Raw genomic sequence first — 23,741 nt, forward strand, 5'->3', positions numbered from 1 at the left:
CCTAACCTAGAAAATATTGCCAGATATATGGCACAAAAATAATCAAACCAATCCCCGCAACAATAATAGCACCCACTAAGACAGCTCCAGCTGCCACATCCTTGGTAATCTTAGCCAAAGGGTGCCACTGTTTATCAGCTATCCAGTTTACGAGAGTTTCTAAGGCGGTATTGATTAACTCTAAGGTCAAAATAAAGGCAAAACAAATTAAAAGAGTCACCCATTCCCAGCGGGCAATCCCAAAGAAAAACCCAGCAATCGTTACAAGAATCAAAATGGAAATATGAATCTTAAAATTGGGCTCACCTTTCCAAGTAAAGCGTAATCCCTCTAGGGCAAAGCCACAGGAAAGTAGCCACCGTTTAAAGGGATTTAAATCTTTTCTATCTTTCAAGTCCATAGGCAGATAAAACCTCTTCTTGAAGTCCAAACATTTCTTTTTCTTGGTCGGGACTTTGGTGATCATAGCCATTCAAATGTAAGAAACCGTGAACCGCTAAAAAGGCTAATTCGCGTTCAAAAGAATGGCCATACTCTGTGGCTTGTTCTTGAATTTTAGGGAAAGAGATAATAATATCGCCTAGAAAAATCCCTAATTCTTCCGACATATCGATTTGACCAAAGGGATCATCCTCAGCGGTTTCTTCTAAGGCAAAAGAGAGCACATCGGTCGGCCGATCAATATTACGGTAGTCACGGTTCAGTTCATGAATGGCTTCATTCGTCACAATTGAAATATCCACCTCAAAATTATCCGGTAAAATTAATTTCTGCCCGGCTAACTTGATGACATCCTGCACTAATTCAACTTGGGCTTGACTTAAAAAATTATTATCGTCGATTACATCGATGACCATATCGATTCCCTCTTTCTATTCATTTTCTAAATCACGACTAGACAAGGAAGATAAAGGTTTTACATCCTCGGTTGCGTTTGTATCTATGGATGCAGGTTCAGCTTTATCTAGCTTATTGCTTTCATTATCTACAGGTGAACCAAGGCTAGGTTCTAAACTTTCATCCGGCAGTTTACCCAGACTTTGAGGTGTTTTGACATTTAGATTATTGTTTAAAGGACCAGAATATGCGCGGATGATATCAGCCACCACCGGATGGCGGACCACATCATATTCATCAAAAGCCACAAATTTAATCCGGTTCAAGCCTTTTAATTTGTGTTCAGCATCAACTAAGCCAGATTTTACCCCACCCGGTAAGTCAATCTGGGTCTTATCCCCATTAACAATCATCTTAGAGCCAAAACCTAACCGGGTAAGGAACATTTTCATTTGGGCCACGGTCGTATTTTGAGCTTCATCCAAGATAACAAAGGCATCATCTAAGGTCCGCCCCCGCATATAAGCTAATGGCGCGATTTCAATAACGCCTCGTTCCATTAAGCGGTTGGTTTGTTCGGTTCCATAAATGGCATACAAAGCGTCATAAATTGGCCGTAAATAAGGGTCTACCTTTTCCTTAAGGTCCCCTGGTAAGAAACCTAAGTTTTCACCTGCTTCAACAGCTGGCCGAGTTAAGATAATTTTCTTGATTTGATTGTCACGTAGAGCTTGGACAGCCATCACGACGGCTAGAAAAGTTTTCCCCGTCCCAGCTGGTCCAATCCCAAAAACCACATCTTGCTTGCGGATGGCTTCTACATATTGGAGCTGACCGTAATTCTTAGGCCGGATGGGTTTACCATCATAAGCTCGACCTACCACTTTATCATACAGGGCTAGAAAATAATCTAGGGTCTGTTTTTTGGCCATTTTTATAGCGGTCATGACATCCATAGATCTAGGCGTAATCCCCCGTTCTAGTAAATGTACAAGTTGGTGGATCAAGGCAGCAACCTGGTCTACTTCGTCTGAATCTTGACCTGAAATGGTTAAATTCTCACCGCGATTTGAAAACTCAACATTAAAGTTTTCCTCAATGAGATGGATATATTTATCGTGGTTACCCAGAATAGCTAACAGCCAGTCTGGATTGCTAATGACAACTTTGGTTGAATAAGCATTTTTTTGACTCAAATAGCAAGCTCCTTCTTTTGACTTTTGTTAGCTTAATCCTATCATATTTGGGCTAAAATTGATAGAAATTGTCTAGGATTGGTTGTCATTGAAGACTTGGCTGAGCGGAAAAATTATGGAGTAGGAGAGTTCGGGTGGGGTATAGCATGGGTCTGGGGTGTTTTAGCTTGATGGACTTGCCAAGATTTTTGCTCTTCGCAACTAATTCCAATTAAGATTTGCAAAGACATGATTTTTTGCACCAGATCCTGCCAAAAGAGTGACAAGACAGAATTCTTCAGAGTGACAAGACAGAATTCTTCAGAGTGACAAGACAGAATTCTTCGCACTTTCCCACCTCTGCTAAGAAAAAATGAAAGGACACCCCAAAGGGTGTCCTCTACAAGTCACTTCATCCGTATATATTTAATTAAAATTTACGTTTACGAGCGGCTTCTGATTTCTTTTTACGTTTAACACTTGGTTTTTCGTAAAATTCACGTTTACGAGCCTCTCTTAAAGTACCGGTTTTAGAAACATTACGTTTAAAGCGACGAAGAGCGTCATCTAATGATTCGTTGTCACGAACAACTGTCTTAGACATATGATCCCCTCCTCCCGAGCTTATGTAACCTTTCTTAGACCTTAAATCTAATAAAGTTCAAAAAATATTATATCAAAAGTGAGACCCTTTTCCAAGACTTTTTAAAAAAATATTAAAATTATTAAGCGAGTAAAATTTAAGCTTCTTGCTTAGCCTTGCAGTCTGCACACAAACCAAAAACCTCAAAGCGGTGCATTTGTACTTCAACTTGTGACAAGTCAGTTTGAATATGATCCATCGGACAAATTTCCAATGGAATGGTCTTACCACAATTAGTACAAATAAAATGATGGTGGTGATGGTCTTCACCCTCACAAGAAATACGGAATAATTGTTCGTTCTGATATTCAGTTGATTCTAAAAGTCCAATTTTAACAAAATCATACAAATTACGATAAGTCGTATTATAAGACATGGTAGGATATTTTTCAGCTAAAGATTGATATACCTGCTTAGCGGTTAAATATCGATCAGAATCAATAAAAATTTCCAGGATTTCCCGTCGTTTATTGGTTAACTTAAATCCTTTTTCCTTCAAGGTCTCCAAAGATTGGTCTAAACGTTCTTCCGGACACAATGTTGTAGAATGGTTATGATGATGTGTTTTGCTTTCCATAATACACAACTCCTTATTATCTCAACTGGTTAAAATATGGTATCATATTTATAATAAAAAAAGAAGGAAGATACCATGACAGCTAAGCCTATATTACATTATTATATCATATCTGACTCTATTGGTGAAACTGCAATTAAGGTAGCCCGGTCTGTGCTCTCACAATTTCCTAATGTTAAAACACAGATTCACCGCTATACCTTTATTTCCACTCCTGAACAATTACAAGAAGCTTTAGATGAAGCTGCCAGCCAAGATGGGTTAATTTTTATGACAGTAATAGATTACCAGTTGGCCCTCCAAGCCGAACATTTTTGTGTTAAAACTGGATTGATATGCTATGACCTTATGCACCCATATATTTTAGAAGTCCAACGCCGAACCGGGATTGAACCTGTAGCTCGTTCAGGCATTCAACATGAACTTACAGACGCCTATTTCCGCCGTGTGGAAGCTATGGAATTCTGTATGCGTTATGATGATGGCCGTGATCCTGAAAGCTTAGCCCAAGCAGATCTTATTCTACTTGGTATATCTCGAACAGGTAAAACTCCCCTTTCCATGTACCTAGCAACCATGGGCTATAAGGTGATGAATATCCCCTTGGTACCTGAAAGTGATATTCCCCAAGACCTCTACAAATATGGTGAAAGCAAAATTATTGGTTTAACTAATAATCCCAAGGTCTTGGAAAAACACCGCCGTAATCGCATGATAGAGTTTGGTATGCCCGAACATAGTAAATACACCTCGCCAGAAAGGATTCAAGCTGAATTAGCCTTTAGCAATCAAATTTATAAAGAGTTAGACTGCCCTGTATTAAACGTTTCTGACCGTTCGATTGAAGAATCTGCTTCCATAATTGTAGATTTGTTGGATTTACCAGTGGTTTAATAAAGTGAAGATTAAAAAAGGAGTTGAGCAAATTTGCTCAACTCCTTTTAACATACTAAACCAAGTCTAATTCTTAATTCCATCATAGTAAGCTTTATTACCTTCATAAGTTGCTAATTCTTCAATTAGACCTTCCTCTTGAAGGGCTTGGTCAAATTTAGCTTTTTCAGCTTGACCCGCTTTAATATCGTTATTTTTTAGCAAAATCAGCTTCATTTAATATTTTAAATTGCTATATATAACTTCATGTTTTTATACAAAAACAATAATTGTTATTAAGATTAATTTTGAATAATAAAAAAGAAGATAAGGCTTTAATCTTATCTTCTTTAAATTTATATTATTTAATCTTCTTACTTTCCTTCACTGCTAAGTTCAATTCTCTTAATTGATCATTAGCAACGGCAGCTGGTGAGTTAGACATTAAGTCCATACCAGAACCAGATTTAGGGAAAGCAATGACTTGACGGATGTTCTTTTCTTGGGCCAAGATCATGACTAAACGATCTAGACCGATAGCCAAACCACCATGTGGTGGGAAACCATAATCAAACGCATGGAGTAAGAAACCAAATTGGTTTTCAGCTTCTTCAGGCGTAAAGCCTAATAACTCAAACATTTGGTCTTGCATTTCTCGAGTATGAATCCGAATAGAACCCCCACCGATTTCATAGCCATTTAAGACGATATCATAAGCATTGGCTAAGGCTTTTTCTGGGTGGGCCTTTAATTCGGCAATATCTGAATTTTGTGGTGAAGTAAACGGATGGTGCATTGCCACATACCGGCCTGCTTCAGGGTCAAATTCTAATAATGGCCAGTCAACTACCCATAGGAAGGCTAATTCGGCTTCATCATATAAGCCATGCTTAGCCGCCAAATGCGTCCGTAAGGCACCTAAAGAATTGTTAACTACATCAGCTGAGTCAGCCATAAAGAAGAGAATGTCCCCAACTTCACCATCGACTGCTGAAGTAATGGCTTGATAATCTTCGTCAGAACCTAAGAATTTAGCAATTGGACCGTTGAATCCATCTTCAGTAATCTTAGTCCAAGCCAAGCCTTTTGCCCCAAATGGTTTAACAACGTTATATAATTCATCTGCGGTTTTACGAGTATATTCATCAGCCAAACCTTTCAAGTTAATCGCTTTAACTTTACCGCCATTTTCAACTGCAGCCCGGAAAACTTTGAAATCAGCAGTCGCAGCGAAATCACTTAAATCTTTTAAAGTCATATCAAAACGGATATCCGGTTTATCAGAACCGTATGAATTCATGGCTTCATCATAAGTCATGACTGGGAAAGCTTCCTTGATTTCTAAGCCACGGGTTTCTTTAACCACATCTTTCAACATGTTTTCCACAATCTCTTGAATTTCAGCTTGTGTCATAAATGAAGTTTCCAGGTCTACTTGGGTAAACTCAGGTTGACGGTCACCCCGTAAGTCTTCATCCCGGAAACAACGCACAATTTGATAATAGCGGTCAATACCAGACCCCATTAATAATTGTTTATATATTTGAGGAGATTGTGGTAAGGCATAGAAAGAATTTGGTTCGCGGCGCGTTGGCACGAGAAAGTCACGGGCGCCTTCTGGAGTTGACCGGGTCAAATATGGGGTTTCCACATCGATAAAGTCTTTATTATCTAAATAATGACGGATGGTTTTAGTCACTTGGTGACGGAGTTTCAAATTCTTAACCATATTTGGCCGCCGTAAGTCTAAATAACGATATTTCAACCGTACTTCCTCATCAGAGGTCCGATCATCTTCAATATAAATGGCTGGCGTTTTTGATTTAGCCAAAACGGTTAATTCATGGGCCACTAATTCAAAATGTCCAGTAGGAATCTTTGGATTAATAGATTCTTCCGCCCGGTGACGTAACTTACCGGTTACTTCAACCACATATTCTGACCGTAAGTGATCGGCTTCATCCATTTGGTCAGGAATATATTGACGGTCAAATACCACTTGGCAGAAACCTTCCCGGTCACGTAAGTCAATAAAAATCACTCCACCAAGATCCCGACGTTTTTGGACCCAACCTTTAAGGGTAATTTCTTGGCCTACATATTCTTCTGAAACTAATCCATTATAAACTGTTCTTTGTGTCATTTTCTATACTCCTTTAAAAAAATCATCAATTGCTGAGGTATCCATGGTCATTTGACGGTAAATTCCAGCAAAATCTTCAATTAATTCATCTAAGGAAAACTCAGCTTCCTTACCGGTTTCCTGATTTTTCAAGCGGATCATTTTACTTGCCACTTCATCGCCACCTAAGGTAGTCACTAAACTAGCATTGTTTTTAGCCGCTGTTTTAAATTGTGACTTAAGGCTCCGATTCATAAAATCACGGTCCGCAATCAAGCCATCTTGCCGGGCTGCTTGTAAAACTTGTAACGCCAGCGAATTAGCTTCAGGGTCAGCCAATAATACAAAGAGGTCTAACCCATCTTCAGCTGGAATTTCCACTGCTTGATGTTCCATAACTAAAATCAGACGTTCAACCCCAAGTGCAAAACCAAAGCCGGGCACTTCAGGACCACCCAGTTCCTGTACGAGGCCATCATAACGACCGCCACCGGCGACAGTTGACTGTGCTCCAATGGATTCATCTTCTACCATAATTTCAAAAATAGTATCTTGATAATAATCTAAACCACGAACCACATAAGGATTGATTTGGAAAGGAATCTCTAAATCAGTCAAGTAGTTTTGAACCGCTTGGAAATGAGCCTTACTTTCTTCAGACAAATAATCAAGGATGGTCGGTGCATCTTTGACAAAAACTTTATCTTTAGGATCTTTAGAATCAAGCACCCGTAAAGGATTATCATGGAGCCGACGTTGGGAATCTTCAGATAATTCTGCTAAATGAGGGGTGAAATAGTCGATTAAGGCTTGACGGTAGGCCATCCGTTCTGGCGTTTTACCCAAGGAATTCAAGTGGATGGTCAAGTTTTCCAAACCTAATTCGGAAAGTAAATCCCAGGCCATCGCAATTCCTTCAGCGTCTGTGGCTGGATTAGAAGACCCAAACACTTCCATCCCAATTTGGTGGAATTGACGTTGGCGGCCCGCTTGCGGCCGTTCATAACGGAACATAGGTCCTATATAGTAAGCTTTATAAGGTTGTGGATACTCCGGACCAAATAACTTATGTTCTACAAAGGCTCGGACAACGGGTGCAGTACCTTCGGGTCTTAAGGCAATCCGACGCCCCCCCTTATCTTCAAAGTCATACATTTCTTTAGAGACAATATCGGTACTTTCCCCTACTGAACGTGAAAACAATTCAAAGTTTTCAATCATCGGAGTCCGCATTTCTTTAAAATTATAGGCTTCAAATATTGTACGTGCCGTATCTTCAACATAGTGCCAAGTCGGCATTTTGTCAGCTAATAAGTCTTCGGTCCCTTTAATTTTCTGTACCATTTTTTCCTCCTTATTAAACATTCACATGAATTCAAACAATAAAAAAAGCCTGTGACCGAAGTCACAGGACGTTGTATGATTACGTGGTACCACCTGAATTTGTGCTTACCTAAAACAACAAGCACCTCAAACTTTAACGCAGTTAACGGAATAACTTTGCATTATCCTTCTCCATAGTGTCAGCCGTTAATCGTATTACCTTTCAGCATTTGGTAACTCTCTAATTATGATTGCGACCCTGTCTACTTCATTGAATTTATAATTCTTGTATCTAATCTAATCGTTCTAAATAGCTTTGTCAAGCCTTATCAATTATTTTGCTTAGGAAAACGTTTTTAAGTCCAATGGCTTAATTATTTTCAAAATAAGCATTTAACCCATTAACAATTGCATTGGCAACTTGCTCATGATAAGCATCTGACCGAATAAACTTCAAGTCAGTCTTTTCTGAAACATAACCCAACTCTAATAGTAAAGCAGGTTGATGATTTTCTCTAAGAACTTGGTAATTTCCAAAGTGAACCCCATTATTATTAATCTCTAGGGTGGCCAATTGATTATTTACAGAATTAGCCATAGTTTGATCTGCATCATGGTAATAATAGGTTGTCACCCCATGCAAACCAGCTCCTGGAGAAGAATCATAATGAAGCGATAAGAATACATCGACGTCTTGGTCGTTGGCCAACTTAGCCCGATCACTCAATTCAACCCACCGATCGTTTTCTCGAGTTAAGGTCACCGTCGCACCAGCAGCTTCTAATTTTTCTTTGACTTTTAAGGCGGTGGCTAAAGTGTGTTCTTTTTCATATGACCCATTATCATAAGCGGTAGCCCCTGGATCTTCGCCCCCATGACCAGGGTCAATCAAGACCTTAGCCTCCTTAAGCGAGCTTACCTTTGGACTATTCAGATGGTCTGTTGAATAGTCTGATTTTGAAACATAGGTTGTATCTAAGTAACCTTGGCGCCCTTCCCCATCTTGGACGAAATAAAATTCCTGGCCAGCATCATTAGTCACAGTTTCTAAATAAACTAAAGTTGTTTCAACCGGAACTGTATAGATAGTTTCAGCACTGGTAGAAGGTTCGGCATAAAGTGGTGAATCAAAGCTCTTAACTTTCACGGTTGCACCAACAGTAACACTTGGACCATCCGTGTTTTCTTGCTCTTGAGACTCTAGCCGTTCATAGGTTTCTTGAGGCATATCGCTCTCATTAATAATTTCTCCTACATCAGCTTTTAAATAACCCACTTTACCTTCATAAGTAACCTGTACCCAGCCATTAGATTCATAATTTATCAGTAGGTAAGTTCCTAACGGAACTTCGATTAAATGATTACTTCGGTCAGTGGCTTCAGCTAATAAATCTGAAGACATCAAAGTTTTAATAGCAATTTCTTGGTCATTATTTAATTTGTTATTTTCTAATAACCATTGAGGAATCCAACCCTCACTTAGGTCTTCTTTTCTAACATGGAGCCAACCATTCTTTTGTCCGATGATATTAATGGTGTCTCCTTCAACTAAATCGGCTACTTTTTCTTGATTGGTGGCAGCGTTCCGTCGCATGACAAGGCCAGGTCGTTCGATGATCATCGAATTATTAGAGAGGAGACCCCATACGGCTAAACTTGAGCAAGCCATTAGACAGAGTGTGATAAATAAAGGGAAATATTTGCGTGTCATAATTGCACGCATCAAATAATTGACCTTATCCATTGCTTTCCTCCCTCAATTTGCTATCCTTAATTATATAAATGCATCATAAAAAATTCAAACTTATCTAATATTTGTTACATAAGCGTTACAACTTTGTCATACGATTAAAATACTCTCATAAGTTGTCCTATCTTTTAAGAATTAAATAACAAATTTAACTCGAATTTTCTATATAACAGTATTAGTTAAAAAATGAATAAAGGAGTCAAACATGAAAAATCTTCAAACCATGATCAAAGAGCAAGGTCAGGTATTTCCTGGCAATGTCTTAAAAGTCGACAGTTTTCTCAATCACCAAATCGACCCTGAATTAATCAAAGCCATTGCTTTGGATTTCGCTGCATATTTTAACCGCTCTTCCATCACCAAAATTGTCACCATTGAAGCCTCTGGCATTGCACCTGCCCTTATGCTGGCTAGCCACTGGGGCATACCCATGCTTTTTGCCAAAAAATCACAACCCTCTACCTTAAAAAATGACCATGTCTACCATAGTCCAGTTTATTCTTATACCAAACAGACAGAAACCAGAATTAGCATTGATAAGGCTTATTTAACCAGCCAAGACCGAATTCTCATTATTGATGATTTTCTTGCCCAGGGCCAAGCTGTTCTAGGCTTAGTCGATATCGCTAAGCAGGCGGGCGCCCAAGTGGCAGGCGTGGGGATTTGTATTGAAAAATCCTTCCAAGCAGGTCGCAACCGATTAGAAGCAGCCGGCTTAGATGTATACTCAATCTGCCGCATTGCGGCCTTAGACCAGGGTAAAATTAGCTTTCTTGAAGAGGACAAATTTTGTGGACAATAAAAAACTGGGCAACAAGCCCAGTCCCGCTCATTTATATTAAAATCAGAATAATACATCGCAATAGTTTACTAGGGTTCTTGGAGTGAAACGACTTAGAACCCTAGTAGTTAAGCGAAGTCGTGAGCTTAACTTCAGCGTCGCATAGCGACTGGTTCCATCCTAGTCAATCGTGCGGGGGCGGCCAATCAAGGCATGAAAATCTCTAATTTTCACTTTGGCTGTCCGCTACTTTTAGTCTCATTTATCTCTTGAATCTAAAATAATCGTCATGGGTCCTTCATTTTGAATGTTTAAGGTCATATCGGCCCCAAACCGGCCTGTTTGAACTTCAAAGCCTAACTTAACCAACTCTTGGTTGAACTTATCATAATAAGCTTCCGCCATTTCAGGTGGAGCTGCATGGACAAAAGAAGGACGATTGCCTTTGCGAGTATCCGCTAAAAGAGTGAATTGACTAATTGAAAGAATGGCTCCCCCAACCGCATCTAAATTTAAATTGGTCTTACCTGCTTCATCTTCAAAAATCCGCATTTTACTCACTTTACGGACACAATAATCAAGGTCTTCAGCTTGATCTTGGTCACTGACACCAACCAAAATAACAAACCCTTTCTTAATGGCTCCAATCACTTGGCCGTCAACCGACACAGAGGAAGGACCACATTTTTGAATGACTAACCGCATGCTATCCCCTTTCTAGTCTTAGACCGTAACCCGCTTCACTTCGTAAACATCTGGAATATTTTTTAGTTTACTCATGAGGTCTTTTAACTCATTGGTATCATTAATCGAAATTTTAATCGTAAAATTAACATTCGAATCTTTATCAGTTTTTCCATTTATGGCGGTTAACCCCTTAACCGTATGGTTAATCACATGAAGGACATCATTTAAGAGACCAGACCGGCCAAAACCAAAAATTTTAATTTCAGCTGTATATGACTGTTGGATGTCGGCTCCCGCTTGACTTTCCCATTCGACATGAATCAACCGGTTATCAAGATCTGATTTGGACTTGAGGTTTTTACAGTCTTTGCGGTGGACTGAAATTCCGCGACCTCGGGTAATATAACCCACGATTTCATCACCTGGCACCGGATTGCAGCAATGGCTTAAGCGAATCATTAAGTTGTCCGCCCCTTCAACTACAACACCTGATTCATGGACCGTACGACTAGCCTTCGCTTGATTCGAATTTTCTTTGTTTATAATTTGATCATTGGACCGTTCGGGCTCGGATTCCTCTTCTTTCCAACCAAGGAAATTTAATACGGTCTGGGCTGAAATTTCTCCCAGGGCAATGGCGGCATAGAGGTCTTCATATTCGTTAAAATTAAACCGGTCTAAGACTGCTTCTTCAACTTTACGAGTATTAAATTCCTTCATGGTATGATGGTTGGCTCGGATTTCTTTTTCAATAATTCCTTTACCCGTTTCAGCATTTTGTTGTCGGTCAGCCATCTTGAAATAGCGTTTAATCCGATTCCGCGCCTTAGAGGTGGCGGTGATGTTGACCCAATCACGACTTGGCTTGGCATTCGGATTGGTCATAATTTCTACGATATCCCCGTTTTTTAACTTATAATCTAAGGGAACAATGTTACCATTCACCTTGGCACCTGTGACCTTATTGCCAATTTCAGTATGAATATGGTAAGCAAAGTCTACCGGACTTGAACCCATCGGTAACTCCATTACTTCACCTTTGGGCGTAAAAATATATACGAGATCCTTGAAAATATCTTCTTTAACAAAGTCCATAAATTCAGAGGCGTCTGTGGCTTCATCTTGTAATTCAGCCAAGTCTTTGAACCAGTTCAATTGTTTTTGAATGGCATCATTGGACTCGACTTTATCAGTCTTGCCTTCTTTATAGGCCCAGTGAGCAGCTACCCCATACTCAGCCACTTCATGCATTTGATAAGTCCGAATTTGGATTTCTACCGGTTTACCTTGAGGGCCAATCACCGTGGTATGGATTGACTGATAAAGGTTAGCCTTTGGCATAGCAATATAATCCTTAAATCGGCCAGGCATGGGTTTCCATTGAGTGTGGACCGCCCCTAAAACAGCATAACAATCTTTAATAGAATCTACTAAAACACGAATAGCCAGTAAGTCGAAAATATCTTCAAAATCTTTCTTTTGGTCGACCATTTTTCGGTAAATTGAGTAAATATGTTTAGGTCGTCCATAAATAGTCCCCTCAATATCAATAGCCATAATGGCATCCTGCAATTCAGAAATAGTGGCATTAATATAATGTTCCCGCTCTTCCCGCTTAGAATCCATCAAGTGAACAATATTATAGTAAGCTTCTGGATTAATATACCTTAGTGCAATATCTTCTAGCTCCCACTTAATAGAGTTCATCCCAATTCGGTCAGCTAAAGGAGCATAGACATCAATCGCTTCTTGCGACTTTTCCACTTGCTTTTCTGGTTTTTGGTATTTCATGGTCCGCATATTATGCAAGCGGTCGGCTAATTTCACAATAATAACCCGAATGTCTTTTGCCATAGCTAGGAGCATCTTGCGGTGGTTTTCAGCAAGCGCTTCTTTTTTTGACTGGAACTTTAACCTCCCTAACTTAGTGACCCCATCAATAAGAAAAGCAACGGCGGGTGAGAATTCTTCTGAAATCTCTTCTAAACTATGGGGTGTATCTTCCACTACATCATGTAAGAAGCCGGTAGCAATCGTATCGGCATCCATATGCAACTTAGCTAAAATACCCGCTACCTGAATGGGATGGATGATATAAGGCTCGCCGGACAAACGAAACTGTTCTTGGTGGGCCAATCTTGCAAAATCATAGGATTTCCTAACTAGTTTTAGATTTTTTTCATTCATATATTCAGCGCAAAGACTTAGCACGTCTTCTGCGGTTAAATCTTGATTTCGCGTCATAATGTCACCACCTTTTAAATTTTTATAGTCAACACTTTATCCTTGCTAACCTAATCTGTCAAGCCAAGCTTAGAATAAAATTCATGAGAAAAAATAGGACAAAAAACACCTACAAGTTTCAATTTCTTGTTTGGTCATTCTTGTCCTTGGTAAAGATCCTACTCTATCCTTGCTTAAGCCTTAGCTGCTTCCATAATTTGGATACCCTTGGAAGCACCAATCCGAGATGCACCTGCTTCAATCATAGCCATGGCGTCTTGGTAATTTCCCACGCCACCAGAAGCCTTTACCCCCATATCAGGACCCACAGTTTCCCGCATTAGGCGCACATCTTCAACGGTGGCACCACCTGTTGAGAAACCAGTAGAAGTTTTAACATAGTCTGCCCCAGCTGCTTTGGCTGCTTGACAGGCTTTCACTTTTTCTTCATCTGTTAATAAGCACGTTTCAATAATCACTTTAACTACTACAGAATGATCTGCCACATCGACGACTGCTTTAATATCTGCTTGGACTTTATCCCAGTCGCCTGCTTTGGCAGCACCAATATTAATCACCATATCCACTTCATTGGCCCCATCATCAATGGCAGAAGAAGCTTCAAACGCCTTTAGAGCTGAGGTATTGGCCCCCAAAGGAAAACCGATGACGGTACATACCTTGACATCAGTGTCGGCAAGACGTTCTGCCGCATGACTGACCCAAGTTGGATTGATACAAACTGACATAAAATTATATTCCTTGGCTTCATCAATCAAATGATCAACTTGAGCCAAAGTTGCTTCCGGTTTTAGTAAGGTGTGGTCGATATACTTATTTAAAGCTCTTTCCATGATCATACTCCTTTAATCGCGATATTTTCCTTATTATAACAGATTTTCTCCATTTTTGCTTAGTTCAAGTGCGTATGAAATCGCACCTAAGGCAAAAATCGGAGCCGTTTCGGCCCGCAAAATACGCGGCCCCAAGCTACAAGCTTTGAACCCAGCTGCTTGAAGTTGCTCAACCTCTCCTATGTCCAAGCCTCCTTCTGAACCGAAGACCATAACTAGGGGCGGCAAAACTTCCTGATTTAAGTCTAACTGAGACAAGGTTTTGGCCAAAACTTGGTGGTGGCCAACCTTAGCTGTTTCTTCAAAAGCAATCAGTTTAATGGCCTGATTAGGAACTTGACGGATAAAGTCGATCAAGTTAAGGCAGTCATTCACTTGGGGAATTTGACGCCGGTGACTTTGTTGGGCAGCTTCTTTGACAATTTTTTCCAAGCGTTCAATGCGCTTGGCTGCTTTATTTGCCTGCCACTTGGCCACATCCCGCTTTAAGTTCAGTGGTTGGAGACAAGCCATGCCGCCTTCGGTGCCTTTTTGGGCAATCCAATCCAGTTTGTCGTTTTTGGATATACCACAAGCAAGCGTCACATCCAAGGGCAATTCGATGAGGCAGTTATCTTGAAGAATCTGGTCGACTTGTAATTGACAAGTGGCCTTATCAATGGTTTGAATACTGGCCGCATAAGCCACTTGATTCGCCGCAACTACTTGGATAACTTGACCCGGTTTGGCCCGCATCACCTTAACCAGGTGATGAAAGTCATCCCCCTCAATCGTGAAAACTTGTCCCAGTGTCAATGTCGCTTGGTCTACAAAATACTGTTGCATCAAGCTTCCTCCTTCTTTTGGGCGACTAGACCAACCCACCCTTTAAGGTCAGTTCGTTGGACCAGTTTAAACCCATGTTGGTCCATGGCTTGGATAACAAAGTCTGCTTTTTCTTCTAAGATACCACCCAGGATTAGATAACCTTGGTCAGTTAATAAAGGATAGGCTTGGTCAAATAGATTCACTAAGATATGAGGTAGGATATTAGCCACAATAATATCTGTCCTTTGATCAACCCCTGCTAATAAGTCATTGACAGCAAAACGAATTTTACCTTGTGCCTCAAGGTCTTGAATGAGCGAATTGTGGTTTTGGAGTGTTAAGTTAGCTTGGGCTGAAGCTACTGCTTGGGGATCCAGGTCAAAGCCGGCAACTTGACTGGCACCTAAGGAAGCCGCTATAAATGCCAAGATACCTGAACCTGTACCCACATCAAGGACGCGTTCCCCCCCTCGCATAAAAATTTCTAAAGCTTGGCCCCCTAGTTGGGTGGTCGGATGGTTTCCCGTTCCAAAGGCTACGCCGGGATCTAAGAAAATCGGGATTTGATCAGCTTTTAAATCAAGCGAGTAGCGCATCCAATCAGGCACTATGACCAGGTAGCGGGAAATAAATTCTGGCTGATAAAAGGCCATCCATTTTTCTTGCCAATTTTCTTCCTGGACTTGTGTCCAAGTAAAATGTAATTGAGTCTGGTCAACTTGGCTTTGTACTTGTTTTTCTACTTGGGCTTGGTCTGGGTCTTCAAAATAAGCCAGTAATTCGACCGAATGTTGCTGGTCTGTATCTTTGACTTCGAGCGGGATTTCTCCGAATAAATTATCATGCCCCTCCAAGTAATCATAAGCGTAATTCAAATCAACCCCTTGGGCCCCAGCTTCAAATAGTTGATAAGACACCCACTCAGTTAAATTTGGATCTTTCAGGTCAAGACTAACTTTTAATTGTATCCATTGAGTCATGATTTACCTCCTAGTTAGGCTGATCAACATTACTTTTGGGGAAATAGATATCTCGGTCACTGTACCGATAAGTATCTTGAAGCGATTGGACCACTTGCAGATAATCTTCATCGTTCCAGATAATCTCAAACGGACCAGCCTGCATCGTTTGATAGTAATCTTGCCAACGACTACGCACCGCTGTGGCCAGGCGTTTTAGATATTTTACCACCGCTATCACATCCCCATATTTTATCCCATGGATCGGGTCAACTGGGATGGCTTTGAGGACATTTTTATTTTGCACTTTTACCCGATTTTTTAAATAAAAAATCACTTGGTATTGAAGCGGAACTAATTCCTGATTCCAACTTGCATTAAAGCGATCTGAAATGGATCGCTTTTCAGGATTGGCTAACATAAATTGGAGCTCAAGATTGATAAAATGATTATTTTCTAACCATTCCACCTTCCATTCACAAGGAAAATACGCTTCTTGCATAATTTCCTCTAAAACTAAAGTAAGTAATTGACTTTCCATTGGGAAACTCCTCTGCTGATTTATTTATTTGTTCTTTTATCTTTGAAAAAAACCTAGTTTTGCTTATAATAGATATATACGGAACTAGAAAGAGAGACCATAGTATTTTCATAGTCTTTTCATTCAAAAGTCTTTGTGTTTTTCTAGATAAAATAGTAAACTATGTGTTAGCTCTATTATACAATAGCATTATTAAATGTGAATCAATAACTTAAAGAAGGTGACCATTATGGCAGAAAAGAACTTAACCGCCAAAGATATTTTACAAAAGGAATTCTCTAAAGCTGTTAGAGGTTATAACTCCGCCGAAGTGGATGAGTATTTAGATAGTATTATCCGGGACTACGATTCTTATCAAAAAGACGTAGCCTATCTTAAAAATGAAAATGAACGCTTAATTGCTAAAGTTGATGAACTTTCAAAACAATTAGCTATTGCTAAAAAGACGGTTCCGACAACTCCTGGTAATGGCGTTACCAATTTTGATATTCTAAAACGTTTATCTAATCTAGAAAAACATGTTTTCGGTTCAAAGATTGAAAATACTGACAATACCATCGACTATAGTAAGAAAACTAAATTCTAATTTTAGTTAGTCTTTTGTGTTTTAGCTGATTTTTAATAAATCAGTAAGAGTAAATTTTAGGTAATCGCGGCTAGGCAACTAGCTGAGGAAAGTCCATGCTCGCACAGGCTGAGATGCTTGTAGTGTTCGTGCTTAGCGAAGTCATAAGCTATGGGAGTAGCAATACTTACGGCGGGAGAAAACGTCTAAGGTTAGTTTCGGCTAACTATGACCCACTATCCCCTAAGGTGCCACAGAAACGATTCTGCCAGAAATGGTCAGACTGGAACGCGGTAAACCCCTCGAGCGAGCAACCCAAACATTGGTAGGGGCGTCTTTTCAAAGGAATTCAACGAGTGAAAAGGACAAGCAATTGTAGATAGATGATTACCCCTCTAAGTTAAGGCCTATCTTAACTTAGGGACAGAACATGGCTTATCGAAATTTACTCTATAGGTAATTGAGGCTGGGACAAATCATGTTCCAGCCTCATTTTTATGAGTACAAGGTGGAAATATCATCCACAGACAAGATTTCCCTTGTCTTTTCCCTAGTATAGAAAAAAGTGGTGGTCTACATTTCTGAGCCAACCATTCTATTCTAAATCAGTGAATGCGTCGGCTTAAGTACACCACTACCAGTCAATTCGGTGAACTCGTCAAAATAAGTCCGTTATCCCTAACAAAACTGGGAATATTTTTCTCGGTTCCGTTATAATAAATTTAAAGAAGGTGTTCGTATCAAAAAGTATATTATTTTATTTTTAGTTTCTATGGTACCACTCGTCGAATTACGGGGTTCCATGATCATGGCTTCTGGCTGGCATCTACCCTTTTTCACATCCCTATTAATTTGTGTTATTGGTAATATGGTGCCGATTCCTTTTATCTATTTATTTGCCCATCGGGTCCTCTTATGGGGACAAGATAAACCCTTAATTGGGCCTTTCTTCCGTTTTTGTATTGAAAAAGGTCATTCTGGAGGTCGGAAATTAGAGGCTAAGGCAGGTAAAGGAATTTTTTGGGCCCTCTTCTTATTTGTTGCCATCCCGCTACCTGGGACGGGCGCTTGGACAGGAACCTTAGCTGCCTCAATTCTTGATTTAGGTTTTAAAAAGAGCATCATCGCCTGCTTATGCGGTGTGATTTTTGCAGGTATCCTTATTGGTGTTCTCAGTCATTTCGGTTTTTCAGTTATTGGGATTTAAACTATATTAGTTAGTTCTATGACAGGTTATCCCCTTTAAACTATATAAAGACGATTGGGTAAATACTCTTTCCTCCACATGAAGTTATATTGTAATGCGACTTGCGAAAAATCTTTTTTTCGCAAGTCTACACCGTTAATAGTTGCAAAGGACCAAATCTTCGTAAGTCAATATATAGTTACCAAAAAAATATTCTTTGCAAGTCCAAGCCGATAATAGTTGCCAAAAATTTTTTCTTCGCAACTCTAAGCTGTTAAGAGTTGTAAAGAAACAAATCTTCGCACCTCCAGCACAAAAAAGAATGACCAAAATACCACTCTAACCCTACCTCCAAAAGACAAACCTTCCAACCACAAAGAAAGGAATCCTATGACAAGCTATCAACTCATTGCAACCGCAGCTGCTGGCATTGAAAGCCTCGTTGCCAACGAATTAAAAGACCTGGGCTACCAAGTTCAAACTGAAAATGGTCGTGTTCGCTTCCAAGGAAGCTATGCTGATATCGTAAAAACCAATCTTTGGCTTAGAACCGCGGACCGGATCAAAATCATTGTCGGTGAATTTCATGCCAAGAGTTTTGAAAGTCTTTTTGACCAAACTTATGCACTTGATTGGGCTGCCCTCATCCCCATGGATGGGGAATTTCCAGTAGCTGGAAAATCTATTAAGTCTCAATTATCCTCAGTTCCAGCCGTCCAACGAATTATTAAGAAAGCCATTTCCAAAAAGTTAATGGACACCTATTCCCGCCGCGGTAAACTCCCAGAAACTGGGGCGCTCTACCCCTTAGAAGTTGCCATCCGCAAGGACCACGTTATGCTGACCCTTGACACATCTGGAACTTCTCTTTTTAAACGGGGTTACCGGGCAGAAAAAGGGACAGCCCCACTCAAAGAGAATTTTGCAGCAGCCTTGATTCAACTGACGACTTGGCATCCTGACCGCCCGCTCTATGACCCAACCTGTGGCTCCGGTACGATCTTAATCGAAGCAGCCTTGATGGGCCATAATATTGCACCCGGTCTCTTCCGGTCCTTTTCCTGTGAAGATTGGATTTTCTTCGACCAAACCGAATGGCAAAAAGCCCGCAGTCAAGCACGCGCTGCTATCAAGCAAGACGCCGAGCTAAACATTTATGGGACTGACGTCGATCAAAACATGATCGCCATTGCTAAAGAAAATGCAGATAAAGCTGGCGTTTTAGAGTCTATCCGCTTCAAACAAATCAACTGTCTTGATTTTCAAGTACCTGATGACTATGGTATTCTGATATCCAACCCACCATATGGGGACCGGATGTCCAGCACCGAAGCTGTCCACAAACTCTATCGCCAAATGGGCGACAAGTTCCGCCCACTTACTACTTGGTCCAAATACTTCCTCACTTCTGACGAAGAATTTGAAAACTATTACGGTCAAAAAGCAACCAAAAAACGTAAGCTTTATAATGGTGCCCTTAGAACTGATTACTACCAATATTGGGGCAAGAAAAATTAATCCAAAAACCGGTAAAAAACTTGGATCTTGGCAAAAAAGCCCAGTCCCGCTCTTTTGCCGGATTTTTTTATAATTTATCCTTCAAATTTTTCAACCTGCCCCTGATGATGCAAGGCTTGACGTGCCACTTGGTCTGCCCCTTGATTATCCTTTTCAGCCACCCATTTAGCAAATAGGTCAACTTGCCATGGAATTAAGGCTAGGGCTTTATCTAAATACAATTTATACTTATCTTTTTTAACATAGCCCTTATTCACCGCATCAATCACGACCTGTGAGTCACTCCGATAAAACCAAACCGGATCCTGGTCCAATCCCAGCTTAAGTGCCTGGTAGATACCACAATAAAGCGCCATAAATTCCGCTTGATGGTTATCAAAAGCCTCCGCCACGAAAAAATTTGAATTGCTCACTTTTACCCTCAGCCTGAATCAAAACCGCTAGTCCCGCTTGACCCGTATCGGCTTGAAAAGAAGCATCTGTTCTAATTTGAATCATGTAACCACCTCCGTTATAATAATTTAAAAGAAAGGACTAGCCCTATGACTGATATCTTAGAAATGCCCAATAATGCAGAAAATGCCTACCGGAAGGCACGCAATTTCCTCATCAAAAATCAATTTAAAGATGCCCTTCCCCTATTAGAGCAATCCTATCAGCTTAACCCAAACCCAGATGTTCTGGTGGATTGGACTTTTGCCCTGATTCGTACCAAAGATTTGACTGAACTTAAGCGAATCTGGCAAGAAAGTCATTTTTCTCTGCAAGAAATTGCTTTGCAACCCCGTTTGGCCCAAGTCTATATCCAATCTCTTTTTCACATGGAAAAACTAAATGACATCGCGCTCAAACTCTACCAACTTCAGGAACAAACACCTGCTGGCCCGCTTAAAGAATTCATCGAGGCCGAATTAAGTAAGGTAAACCAAGCTTTAGCCCTCCAAGACCAATTTAAGCTAGGTCAAGGCCAAGAAATTCTAGATAATTTATTATCTCTCCCCTTAATAGAACAATTAAGTCAGCTGAAACAAATTTATGTCATTCAAAGTAAAGCGAGCCATCACTTTCTCTTTCAATGTCTAAGCCATGAGCAAGTTTCAAATTATGCCAAGGCTGATATTCTCCACTACCTTCTTTACCACCTTAGCGAGACCGAATTAAATCAGACAATTAAATTCAGCTGGTTTGACCATGACAAGGAAGTCAACCTAGCCAATTTAACCCCCTATCAAGAAGATCCCCTATATTTAGAAACCCGACAGAAACTATATGATTATTGTCAGTCTAATGATCCCCATCTGACGGATGCTGTGCTCGAGCAATTTGTCCTCCAAGCCCTCTTTTTCTACCCTTATTTTCAAGCCACTTTTGAGAATGAAGATACTTGGCTGGCGATTTTTCTCCACAAAAACCAGGTTCAATCAGTTTCATATTTAGACATTTCACCTGAGTTAGACCACTATTATGATCAAATCATTCTTGAATTACAGAGTATTTTCTTAAACGCTTAACTTGTTCTTCCTAGATAATATCCCAAAATATAAGCCCAAAATCCAAAGTCAAAAAAGACTGGGTTTTGGGCTATTTTTATTCTTCATCGACTTGGAAAACAAAATCAACAATATCTTTAAAATTGACAATCGTCCGATCTTCACAAATATCTTTCATGGCAGAGTCTGATTTATCCCAATCAATTTCTACAACAGCGGAATTGGTTAATAATTTAACGATGGTTCCAACCATTTTCGAACCACGAAAGGTAAATCGAATAATATCTCCAACTGTAGGGCGTATCTTAGTTTTCACCCGATCAATCAATGCAATACACTCATCATAGTCTACTCCTAATAGGGTAGCAATGCGAGACTTGCTCGTGCCTCGACGCAACTCTGTTTCAATTAAGGTCTGTTGCTTCTTAGTTACTTGAACCATGTGATCCCTACTTTCTTCAATCCCTGGCCACAGTTGTTTATATAATTATATCATACCTTGCTTTTATTAGCTAAGAATAGGCTTTCAAAGCTGATAATACCAGGAATATGTGAATATATTATGTAAACTTCTTCAAGTCTAGGGAAGAAAGAATGGTTTAGATTTACTTTGGTCAGGAATTAGGACAGTTAAGGCAGAGGCTAAAAGCTCTAATTTGAGAGGCAAGCCAGGCCCAGCATCACCATCAATATTAGCTGCTAACTCACTACTTGCTTTAGATTCAATCAAAAAGAACTTGGAATTGAGCTGTAATAAATTCTCCTTAGGTAATTTGAATAGGTTTTGGTTTTTCTGAATGGCAGCCCGAATCGTATCAAGTGGTGTCTTACCTTTGACCGCAATTAAATGAAAAAGGCCATCATCATAACTAGCTTCTGGTAAAGCTGCTTCAAAGCCACCAATTGAATTTGTCAAACCGATTAGAACTAAATTCGACATCAAGCTGTGGACCTGGTCTTGGTCATCTGTAATTTTTAACTCATAGCCCTTTTCCGAGAAGAAAGCGTTAAAACCATCTAAAAAATAAGCTAAAGGGCCTAAACGATTCTTATCGTCAGATGAAGTTGACATGACTGACTCTGGAATCACCCCTAAGGCTACCACATTAATAAAAGCCAAGGAATTATTGACTAAACCAATATCTAAGTTGCCAGTTTTCACTTTCGCCATCTCTTTAATGGCTGTGGCAGGATTCAAAGAATAACCCAAGGCCCGCGCTAAATCATTGACGGTACCCATGGGAATAAAAGCAAAATACGGACGGTCTGGATTTTGAATCAGACCTTGAACAGTTTCCCGGACGGTCCCATCTCCTCCTAAACAAATTACGGTGTCAAAACCATCTCCAAACGCATTCTTAGCCCATTCGGTGGCATCGCCTTCAGCTTGAGTAATACGAACTTGAATCTTGGATTGATGGTTGTCTTCTAAGACCCGCTTCAAATCTTGACTATAGCTAACCGCCAAGCCTCGTCCCGCGGTTGGATTAACAATTAATAAGACCCTGCTTAACATTGGATCCCTCCTTACCTTTGGTTTTTGTCTATTATAACAGACTTTAATCCAGAGTGGTATCCTAGTGATTTAAACAAATCCCAGACTCAATCAGGATAAGTCATGGCTATAAAAGTAAGTCGGGTGGAAACTTTAATAGACTATTAAAATTTAACTCTTTCTAATCTTTTTAGCTTTTGAATTTTTCTTAAAACTTCATCCAAAATTTCTACTATTTTTTTAAGACAGGTTTCATTTCCATTACAGGACAACCCTTGGCTTGTGACAAATGCTAAGTTTAGGTATAATCTATAGTTAGATTAATGCAGTTTGCAGCTGCAAGGAGGAAATATTAAAATGTCTAAAGATTATCGTGTACTTTTATATTATAAATATCAAACTATCGAGGACCCAGAAAGCTTTGCTAAAGAAATGTTAGCCTTCTGTAAATCTATTGGCCTAAAGGGGCGTGTTCTCGTGGGTAAAGAAGGTATCAACGGTACCGTTTCAGGTACAGTTGAACAAACTCAACAATACAAAGATTATGTCCACTCTTTACCAGGCTTTGAAGACCTTTGGTTCAAGGAAGATGAAGCAGACGGCTATGCCCATAAGAAAATGTTTGTCCGACCGCGGGAAGAAATCGTATCGCTTAACTTAGAAGATGATATCGACCCTCATACTACCACAGGTCAATACCTATCCCCTAAAGAATTCCGTGATGCTATTTTGGATGAAGATACCATCGTCCTAGATACTCGGAATGATTATGAATATGACCTAGGACACTTTAAAGGAGCTGTCCGCCCTGATATCCGTAACTTCCGCGAACTTCCACAATGGGTCCGTGATAATAAAGAAAAATTCATGGAAAAACGGGTCGTTGTATATTGTACTGGTGGTATCCGCTGTGAAAAATTCTCAGGCTGGATGGTTCGTGAAGGCTTTAAAGATGTTGGCCAATTACACGGTGGAATTGATACCTATGGTAAAGATCCTGAAGTTCAAGGTGACCTCTGGGAAGGAAAAATGTATGTCTTTGATGAACGGATTGCAGTGCCAATCAATCACGTCGAACCAACCGTCATCGGCAAAGACTATTTTGATGGCAGTCCATGTGAACGCTATGTAAACTGTGCAAATCCTTTCTGTAATGAACAAATCCTTTGTTCTGAAGAAAATGAACATAAATATGTACGGGGTTGTAGTCCTGAATGTCGCCGCCACCCACGTAATCGTTATGTGGCTGAACACGGTCTATCAACTGAAGAATGGGAAACTCGTTTAAATGCCCTTGGTGAATCATTGAAAGACAGTCAAGAAACTGCTTAAGCT

At 40.1% G+C, this 23,741-nt stretch carries 26 protein-coding genes and 1 other RNA gene; 8 read left to right on the forward strand and 19 right to left on the reverse strand.

Annotated elements, in window-relative coordinates:
- Position 1: 1 nt before the first annotated feature.
- The 5 genes from HMPREF9257_RS00705 to HMPREF9257_RS00725 all read right to left on the reverse strand — a co-directional run bounded on the left by HMPREF9257_RS00705 (position 2) and on the right by HMPREF9257_RS00725 (position 3,232).
- The gene (locus tag HMPREF9257_RS00705; protein WP_006417456.1) at positions 2 to 400 is read right to left on the reverse strand and encodes a diacylglycerol kinase family protein; all 399 of its coding nucleotides are present in this window, start codon (positions 398 to 400) and stop codon (positions 2 to 4) included.
- Positions 384 to 857, reverse strand: a complete 474-nt coding sequence (gene ybeY, locus HMPREF9257_RS00710) for an rRNA maturation RNase YbeY (protein ID WP_006417544.1) — start codon at positions 855 to 857, stop codon at positions 384 to 386. Before ybeY ends, HMPREF9257_RS00705 begins: the two co-directional genes overlap by 17 nt.
- A gap of 15 nt (positions 858 to 872) precedes the next feature.
- Positions 873 to 2,033, reverse strand: coding sequence for a PhoH family protein (locus tag HMPREF9257_RS00715; RefSeq protein ID WP_006417430.1), 1,161 nt, complete (start codon positions 2,031 to 2,033; stop codon positions 873 to 875).
- Between the two features lie 409 nt (positions 2,034 to 2,442).
- On the reverse strand, positions 2,443 to 2,616 hold the full coding sequence (gene rpsU, locus HMPREF9257_RS00720) for a 30S ribosomal protein S21 (protein WP_006417488.1): 174 nt from the start codon (positions 2,614 to 2,616) through the stop codon (positions 2,443 to 2,445).
- 136 nt (positions 2,617 to 2,752) lie between these two features.
- Positions 2,753 to 3,232 (reverse strand): Fur family transcriptional regulator, encoded by a 480-nt coding sequence (locus HMPREF9257_RS00725; protein WP_006417490.1) that lies wholly within the window; start codon positions 3,230 to 3,232, stop codon positions 2,753 to 2,755.
- Between the two features lie 75 nt (positions 3,233 to 3,307).
- Between HMPREF9257_RS00725 and HMPREF9257_RS00730 the strand changes: the two genes are divergently transcribed.
- Entirely contained in the window at positions 3,308 to 4,126 is an 819-nt protein-coding gene (locus HMPREF9257_RS00730) for a pyruvate, water dikinase regulatory protein (RefSeq protein WP_006417617.1), read from the forward strand.
- A gap of 66 nt (positions 4,127 to 4,192) precedes the next feature.
- Here the strand turns inward: HMPREF9257_RS00730 and HMPREF9257_RS09205 are convergent, their stop codons facing one another.
- From HMPREF9257_RS09205 to HMPREF9257_RS08660, 4 genes are all read right to left on the reverse strand, one after another.
- A complete protein-coding gene (locus HMPREF9257_RS09205; RefSeq protein WP_176686268.1) occupies positions 4,193 to 4,330 on the reverse strand; it encodes a hypothetical protein in 138 nt (45 codons plus the stop codon).
- A 136-nt stretch (positions 4,331 to 4,466) separates the two neighbouring features.
- Positions 4,467 to 6,248: an aspartate--tRNA ligase gene (gene aspS, locus HMPREF9257_RS00735; RefSeq protein ID WP_006417533.1), complete on the reverse strand. Its 1,782-nt coding sequence runs from the start codon at positions 6,246 to 6,248 to the stop codon at positions 4,467 to 4,469.
- A gap of 3 nt (positions 6,249 to 6,251) precedes the next feature.
- On the reverse strand, positions 6,252 to 7,571 hold the full coding sequence (gene hisS / locus HMPREF9257_RS00740; protein WP_006417451.1) for a histidine--tRNA ligase: 1,320 nt from the start codon (positions 7,569 to 7,571) through the stop codon (positions 6,252 to 6,254).
- Between the two features lie 349 nt (positions 7,572 to 7,920).
- Positions 7,921 to 9,294, reverse strand: coding sequence for an N-acetylmuramoyl-L-alanine amidase (locus tag HMPREF9257_RS08660; RefSeq protein WP_006417558.1), 1,374 nt, complete (start codon positions 9,292 to 9,294; stop codon positions 7,921 to 7,923).
- Positions 9,295 to 9,505: 211 nt separating this feature from the next.
- On the opposite strand from HMPREF9257_RS08660, the gene HMPREF9257_RS00750 reads away from it, so the two are divergent.
- On the forward strand, positions 9,506 to 10,102 hold the full coding sequence (locus HMPREF9257_RS00750) for a xanthine phosphoribosyltransferase (RefSeq protein WP_006417581.1): 597 nt from the start codon (positions 9,506 to 9,508) through the stop codon (positions 10,100 to 10,102).
- A gap of 237 nt (positions 10,103 to 10,339) precedes the next feature.
- Here the strand turns inward: HMPREF9257_RS00750 and dtd are convergent, their stop codons facing one another.
- From dtd to HMPREF9257_RS00780, 6 genes are all read right to left on the reverse strand, one after another.
- A complete protein-coding gene (gene dtd / locus HMPREF9257_RS00755) occupies positions 10,340 to 10,786 on the reverse strand; it encodes a D-aminoacyl-tRNA deacylase (protein ID WP_006417471.1) in 447 nt (148 codons plus the stop codon).
- A gap of 18 nt (positions 10,787 to 10,804) precedes the next feature.
- Positions 10,805 to 13,012 carry a RelA/SpoT family protein gene (locus HMPREF9257_RS00760; RefSeq protein ID WP_006417504.1) on the reverse strand — a complete coding sequence of 736 codons (2,208 nt, stop codon included), beginning with the start codon at positions 13,010 to 13,012 and terminating at the stop codon, positions 10,805 to 10,807.
- A 173-nt stretch (positions 13,013 to 13,185) separates the two neighbouring features.
- Positions 13,186 to 13,845: a deoxyribose-phosphate aldolase gene (gene deoC / locus HMPREF9257_RS00765; protein WP_006417409.1), complete on the reverse strand. Its 660-nt coding sequence runs from the start codon at positions 13,843 to 13,845 to the stop codon at positions 13,186 to 13,188.
- Positions 13,846 to 13,878: 33 nt separating this feature from the next.
- Positions 13,879 to 14,670 (reverse strand): RsmE family RNA methyltransferase, encoded by a 792-nt coding sequence (locus tag HMPREF9257_RS00770; protein ID WP_006417468.1) that lies wholly within the window; start codon positions 14,668 to 14,670, stop codon positions 13,879 to 13,881.
- On the reverse strand, positions 14,670 to 15,632 hold the full coding sequence (prmA, locus tag HMPREF9257_RS00775; protein WP_006417550.1) for a 50S ribosomal protein L11 methyltransferase: 963 nt from the start codon (positions 15,630 to 15,632) through the stop codon (positions 14,670 to 14,672). Before prmA ends, HMPREF9257_RS00770 begins: the two co-directional genes overlap by 1 nt.
- Positions 15,633 to 15,642: 10 nt before the next feature.
- A complete protein-coding gene (locus HMPREF9257_RS00780; RefSeq protein ID WP_006417486.1) occupies positions 15,643 to 16,152 on the reverse strand; it encodes a DUF3013 family protein in 510 nt (169 codons plus the stop codon).
- A gap of 229 nt (positions 16,153 to 16,381) precedes the next feature.
- On the opposite strand from HMPREF9257_RS00780, the gene gpsB reads away from it, so the two are divergent.
- The 4 genes from gpsB (at position 16,382) to HMPREF9257_RS00800 (ending at position 19,421) form a co-directional block, all read left to right on the forward strand.
- Positions 16,382 to 16,738, forward strand: coding sequence for a cell division regulator GpsB (gpsB, locus tag HMPREF9257_RS00785; RefSeq protein WP_006417480.1), 357 nt, complete (start codon positions 16,382 to 16,384; stop codon positions 16,736 to 16,738).
- A gap of 52 nt (positions 16,739 to 16,790) precedes the next feature.
- Positions 16,791 to 17,160, forward strand: an RNA gene (gene rnpB / locus HMPREF9257_RS08880) — RNase P RNA component class B.
- 329 nt (positions 17,161 to 17,489) lie between these two features.
- On the forward strand, positions 17,490 to 17,924 hold the full coding sequence (locus HMPREF9257_RS00795) for a COG2426 family protein (protein WP_006417606.1): 435 nt from the start codon (positions 17,490 to 17,492) through the stop codon (positions 17,922 to 17,924).
- A 369-nt stretch (positions 17,925 to 18,293) separates the two neighbouring features.
- Positions 18,294 to 19,421, forward strand: coding sequence for a THUMP domain-containing class I SAM-dependent RNA methyltransferase (locus tag HMPREF9257_RS00800; RefSeq protein ID WP_006417515.1), 1,128 nt, complete (start codon positions 18,294 to 18,296; stop codon positions 19,419 to 19,421).
- A gap of 74 nt (positions 19,422 to 19,495) precedes the next feature.
- Here the strand turns inward: HMPREF9257_RS00800 and HMPREF9257_RS08665 are convergent, their stop codons facing one another.
- Both HMPREF9257_RS08665 and HMPREF9257_RS09500 read right to left on the reverse strand, forming a co-directional pair.
- Entirely contained in the window at positions 19,496 to 19,834 is a 339-nt protein-coding gene (locus HMPREF9257_RS08665; protein ID WP_155857411.1) for a reverse transcriptase-like protein, read from the reverse strand.
- Positions 19,797 to 19,919, reverse strand: coding sequence for a hypothetical protein (locus HMPREF9257_RS09500; protein ID WP_006417500.1), 123 nt, complete (start codon positions 19,917 to 19,919; stop codon positions 19,797 to 19,799). Before HMPREF9257_RS09500 ends, HMPREF9257_RS08665 begins: the two co-directional genes overlap by 38 nt.
- Positions 19,920 to 19,963: 44 nt before the next feature.
- Between HMPREF9257_RS09500 and HMPREF9257_RS00810 the strand changes: the two genes are divergently transcribed.
- Positions 19,964 to 20,932 (forward strand): tetratricopeptide repeat protein, encoded by a 969-nt coding sequence (locus HMPREF9257_RS00810; protein ID WP_006417566.1) that lies wholly within the window; start codon positions 19,964 to 19,966, stop codon positions 20,930 to 20,932.
- Between the two features lie 76 nt (positions 20,933 to 21,008).
- On the opposite strand, the gene HMPREF9257_RS00815 is transcribed toward HMPREF9257_RS00810, so the two are convergent.
- Positions 21,009 to 21,353 carry a DUF2187 family protein gene (locus HMPREF9257_RS00815; RefSeq protein ID WP_006417495.1) on the reverse strand — a complete coding sequence of 115 codons (345 nt, stop codon included), beginning with the start codon at positions 21,351 to 21,353 and terminating at the stop codon, positions 21,009 to 21,011.
- A gap of 138 nt (positions 21,354 to 21,491) precedes the next feature.
- Positions 21,492 to 22,427 (reverse strand): diacylglycerol/lipid kinase family protein, encoded by a 936-nt coding sequence (locus HMPREF9257_RS00820; protein ID WP_006417600.1) that lies wholly within the window; start codon positions 22,425 to 22,427, stop codon positions 21,492 to 21,494.
- A gap of 336 nt (positions 22,428 to 22,763) precedes the next feature.
- Between HMPREF9257_RS00820 and trhO the strand changes: the two genes are divergently transcribed.
- The gene (trhO, locus tag HMPREF9257_RS00825; protein ID WP_006417562.1) at positions 22,764 to 23,738 is read left to right on the forward strand and encodes an oxygen-dependent tRNA uridine(34) hydroxylase TrhO; all 975 of its coding nucleotides are present in this window, start codon (positions 22,764 to 22,766) and stop codon (positions 23,736 to 23,738) included.
- Positions 23,739 to 23,741: the final 3 nt, after the last annotated feature.

The organism is Eremococcus coleocola ACS-139-V-Col8, from assembly GCF_000183205.1.
Classification (GTDB): domain Bacteria; phylum Bacillota; class Bacilli; order Lactobacillales; family Aerococcaceae; genus Eremococcus; species Eremococcus coleocola.

Bases quoted from the DNA above. Each gene is read 5' to 3' on its own strand.
- HMPREF9257_RS00705 (WP_006417456.1), bottom strand. From the start codon at position 400: ATGGACTTGAAAGATAGAAAAGATTTAAATCCCTTTAAACGGTGGCTA.
- ybeY (WP_006417544.1), bottom strand. From the start codon at position 857: ATGGTCATCGATGTAATCGACGATAATAATTTTTTAAGTCAAGCCCAA.
- rpsU (WP_006417488.1), bottom strand. From the start codon at position 2,616: ATGTCTAAGACAGTTGTTCGTGACAACGAATCATTAGATGACGCTCTT.
- HMPREF9257_RS00725 (WP_006417490.1), bottom strand. From the start codon at position 3,232: ATGGAAAGCAAAACACATCATCATAACCATTCTACAACATTGTGTCCG.
- HMPREF9257_RS00730 (WP_006417617.1), top strand. From the start codon at position 3,308: ATGACAGCTAAGCCTATATTACATTATTATATCATATCTGACTCTATT.
- aspS (WP_006417533.1), bottom strand. From the start codon at position 6,248: ATGACACAAAGAACAGTTTATAATGGATTAGTTTCAGAAGAATATGTA.
- hisS (WP_006417451.1), bottom strand. From the start codon at position 7,571: ATGGTACAGAAAATTAAAGGGACCGAAGACTTATTAGCTGACAAAATG.
- HMPREF9257_RS08660 (WP_006417558.1), bottom strand. From the start codon at position 9,294: ATGGATAAGGTCAATTATTTGATGCGTGCAATTATGACACGCAAATAT.
- HMPREF9257_RS00750 (WP_006417581.1), top strand. From the start codon at position 9,506: ATGAAAAATCTTCAAACCATGATCAAAGAGCAAGGTCAGGTATTTCCT.
- dtd (WP_006417471.1), bottom strand. From the start codon at position 10,786: ATGCGGTTAGTCATTCAAAAATGTGGTCCTTCCTCTGTGTCGGTTGAC.
- HMPREF9257_RS00760 (WP_006417504.1), bottom strand. From the start codon at position 13,012: ATGACGCGAAATCAAGATTTAACCGCAGAAGACGTGCTAAGTCTTTGC.
- deoC (WP_006417409.1), bottom strand. From the start codon at position 13,845: ATGGAAAGAGCTTTAAATAAGTATATCGACCACACCTTACTAAAACCG.
- HMPREF9257_RS00770 (WP_006417468.1), bottom strand. From the start codon at position 14,670: ATGCAACAGTATTTTGTAGACCAAGCGACATTGACACTGGGACAAGTT.
- prmA (WP_006417550.1), bottom strand. From the start codon at position 15,632: ATGACTCAATGGATACAATTAAAAGTTAGTCTTGACCTGAAAGATCCA.
- HMPREF9257_RS00780 (WP_006417486.1), bottom strand. From the start codon at position 16,152: ATGGAAAGTCAATTACTTACTTTAGTTTTAGAGGAAATTATGCAAGAA.
- gpsB (WP_006417480.1), top strand. From the start codon at position 16,382: ATGGCAGAAAAGAACTTAACCGCCAAAGATATTTTACAAAAGGAATTC.
- HMPREF9257_RS00795 (WP_006417606.1), top strand. From the start codon at position 17,490: ATGGTACCACTCGTCGAATTACGGGGTTCCATGATCATGGCTTCTGGC.
- HMPREF9257_RS00800 (WP_006417515.1), top strand. From the start codon at position 18,294: ATGACAAGCTATCAACTCATTGCAACCGCAGCTGCTGGCATTGAAAGC.
- HMPREF9257_RS09500 (WP_006417500.1), bottom strand. From the start codon at position 19,919: ATGATTCAAATTAGAACAGATGCTTCTTTTCAAGCCGATACGGGTCAA.
- HMPREF9257_RS00810 (WP_006417566.1), top strand. From the start codon at position 19,964: ATGACTGATATCTTAGAAATGCCCAATAATGCAGAAAATGCCTACCGG.
- HMPREF9257_RS00815 (WP_006417495.1), bottom strand. From the start codon at position 21,353: ATGGTTCAAGTAACTAAGAAGCAACAGACCTTAATTGAAACAGAGTTG.
- HMPREF9257_RS00820 (WP_006417600.1), bottom strand. From the start codon at position 22,427: ATGTTAAGCAGGGTCTTATTAATTGTTAATCCAACCGCGGGACGAGGC.
- trhO (WP_006417562.1), top strand. From the start codon at position 22,764: ATGTCTAAAGATTATCGTGTACTTTTATATTATAAATATCAAACTATC.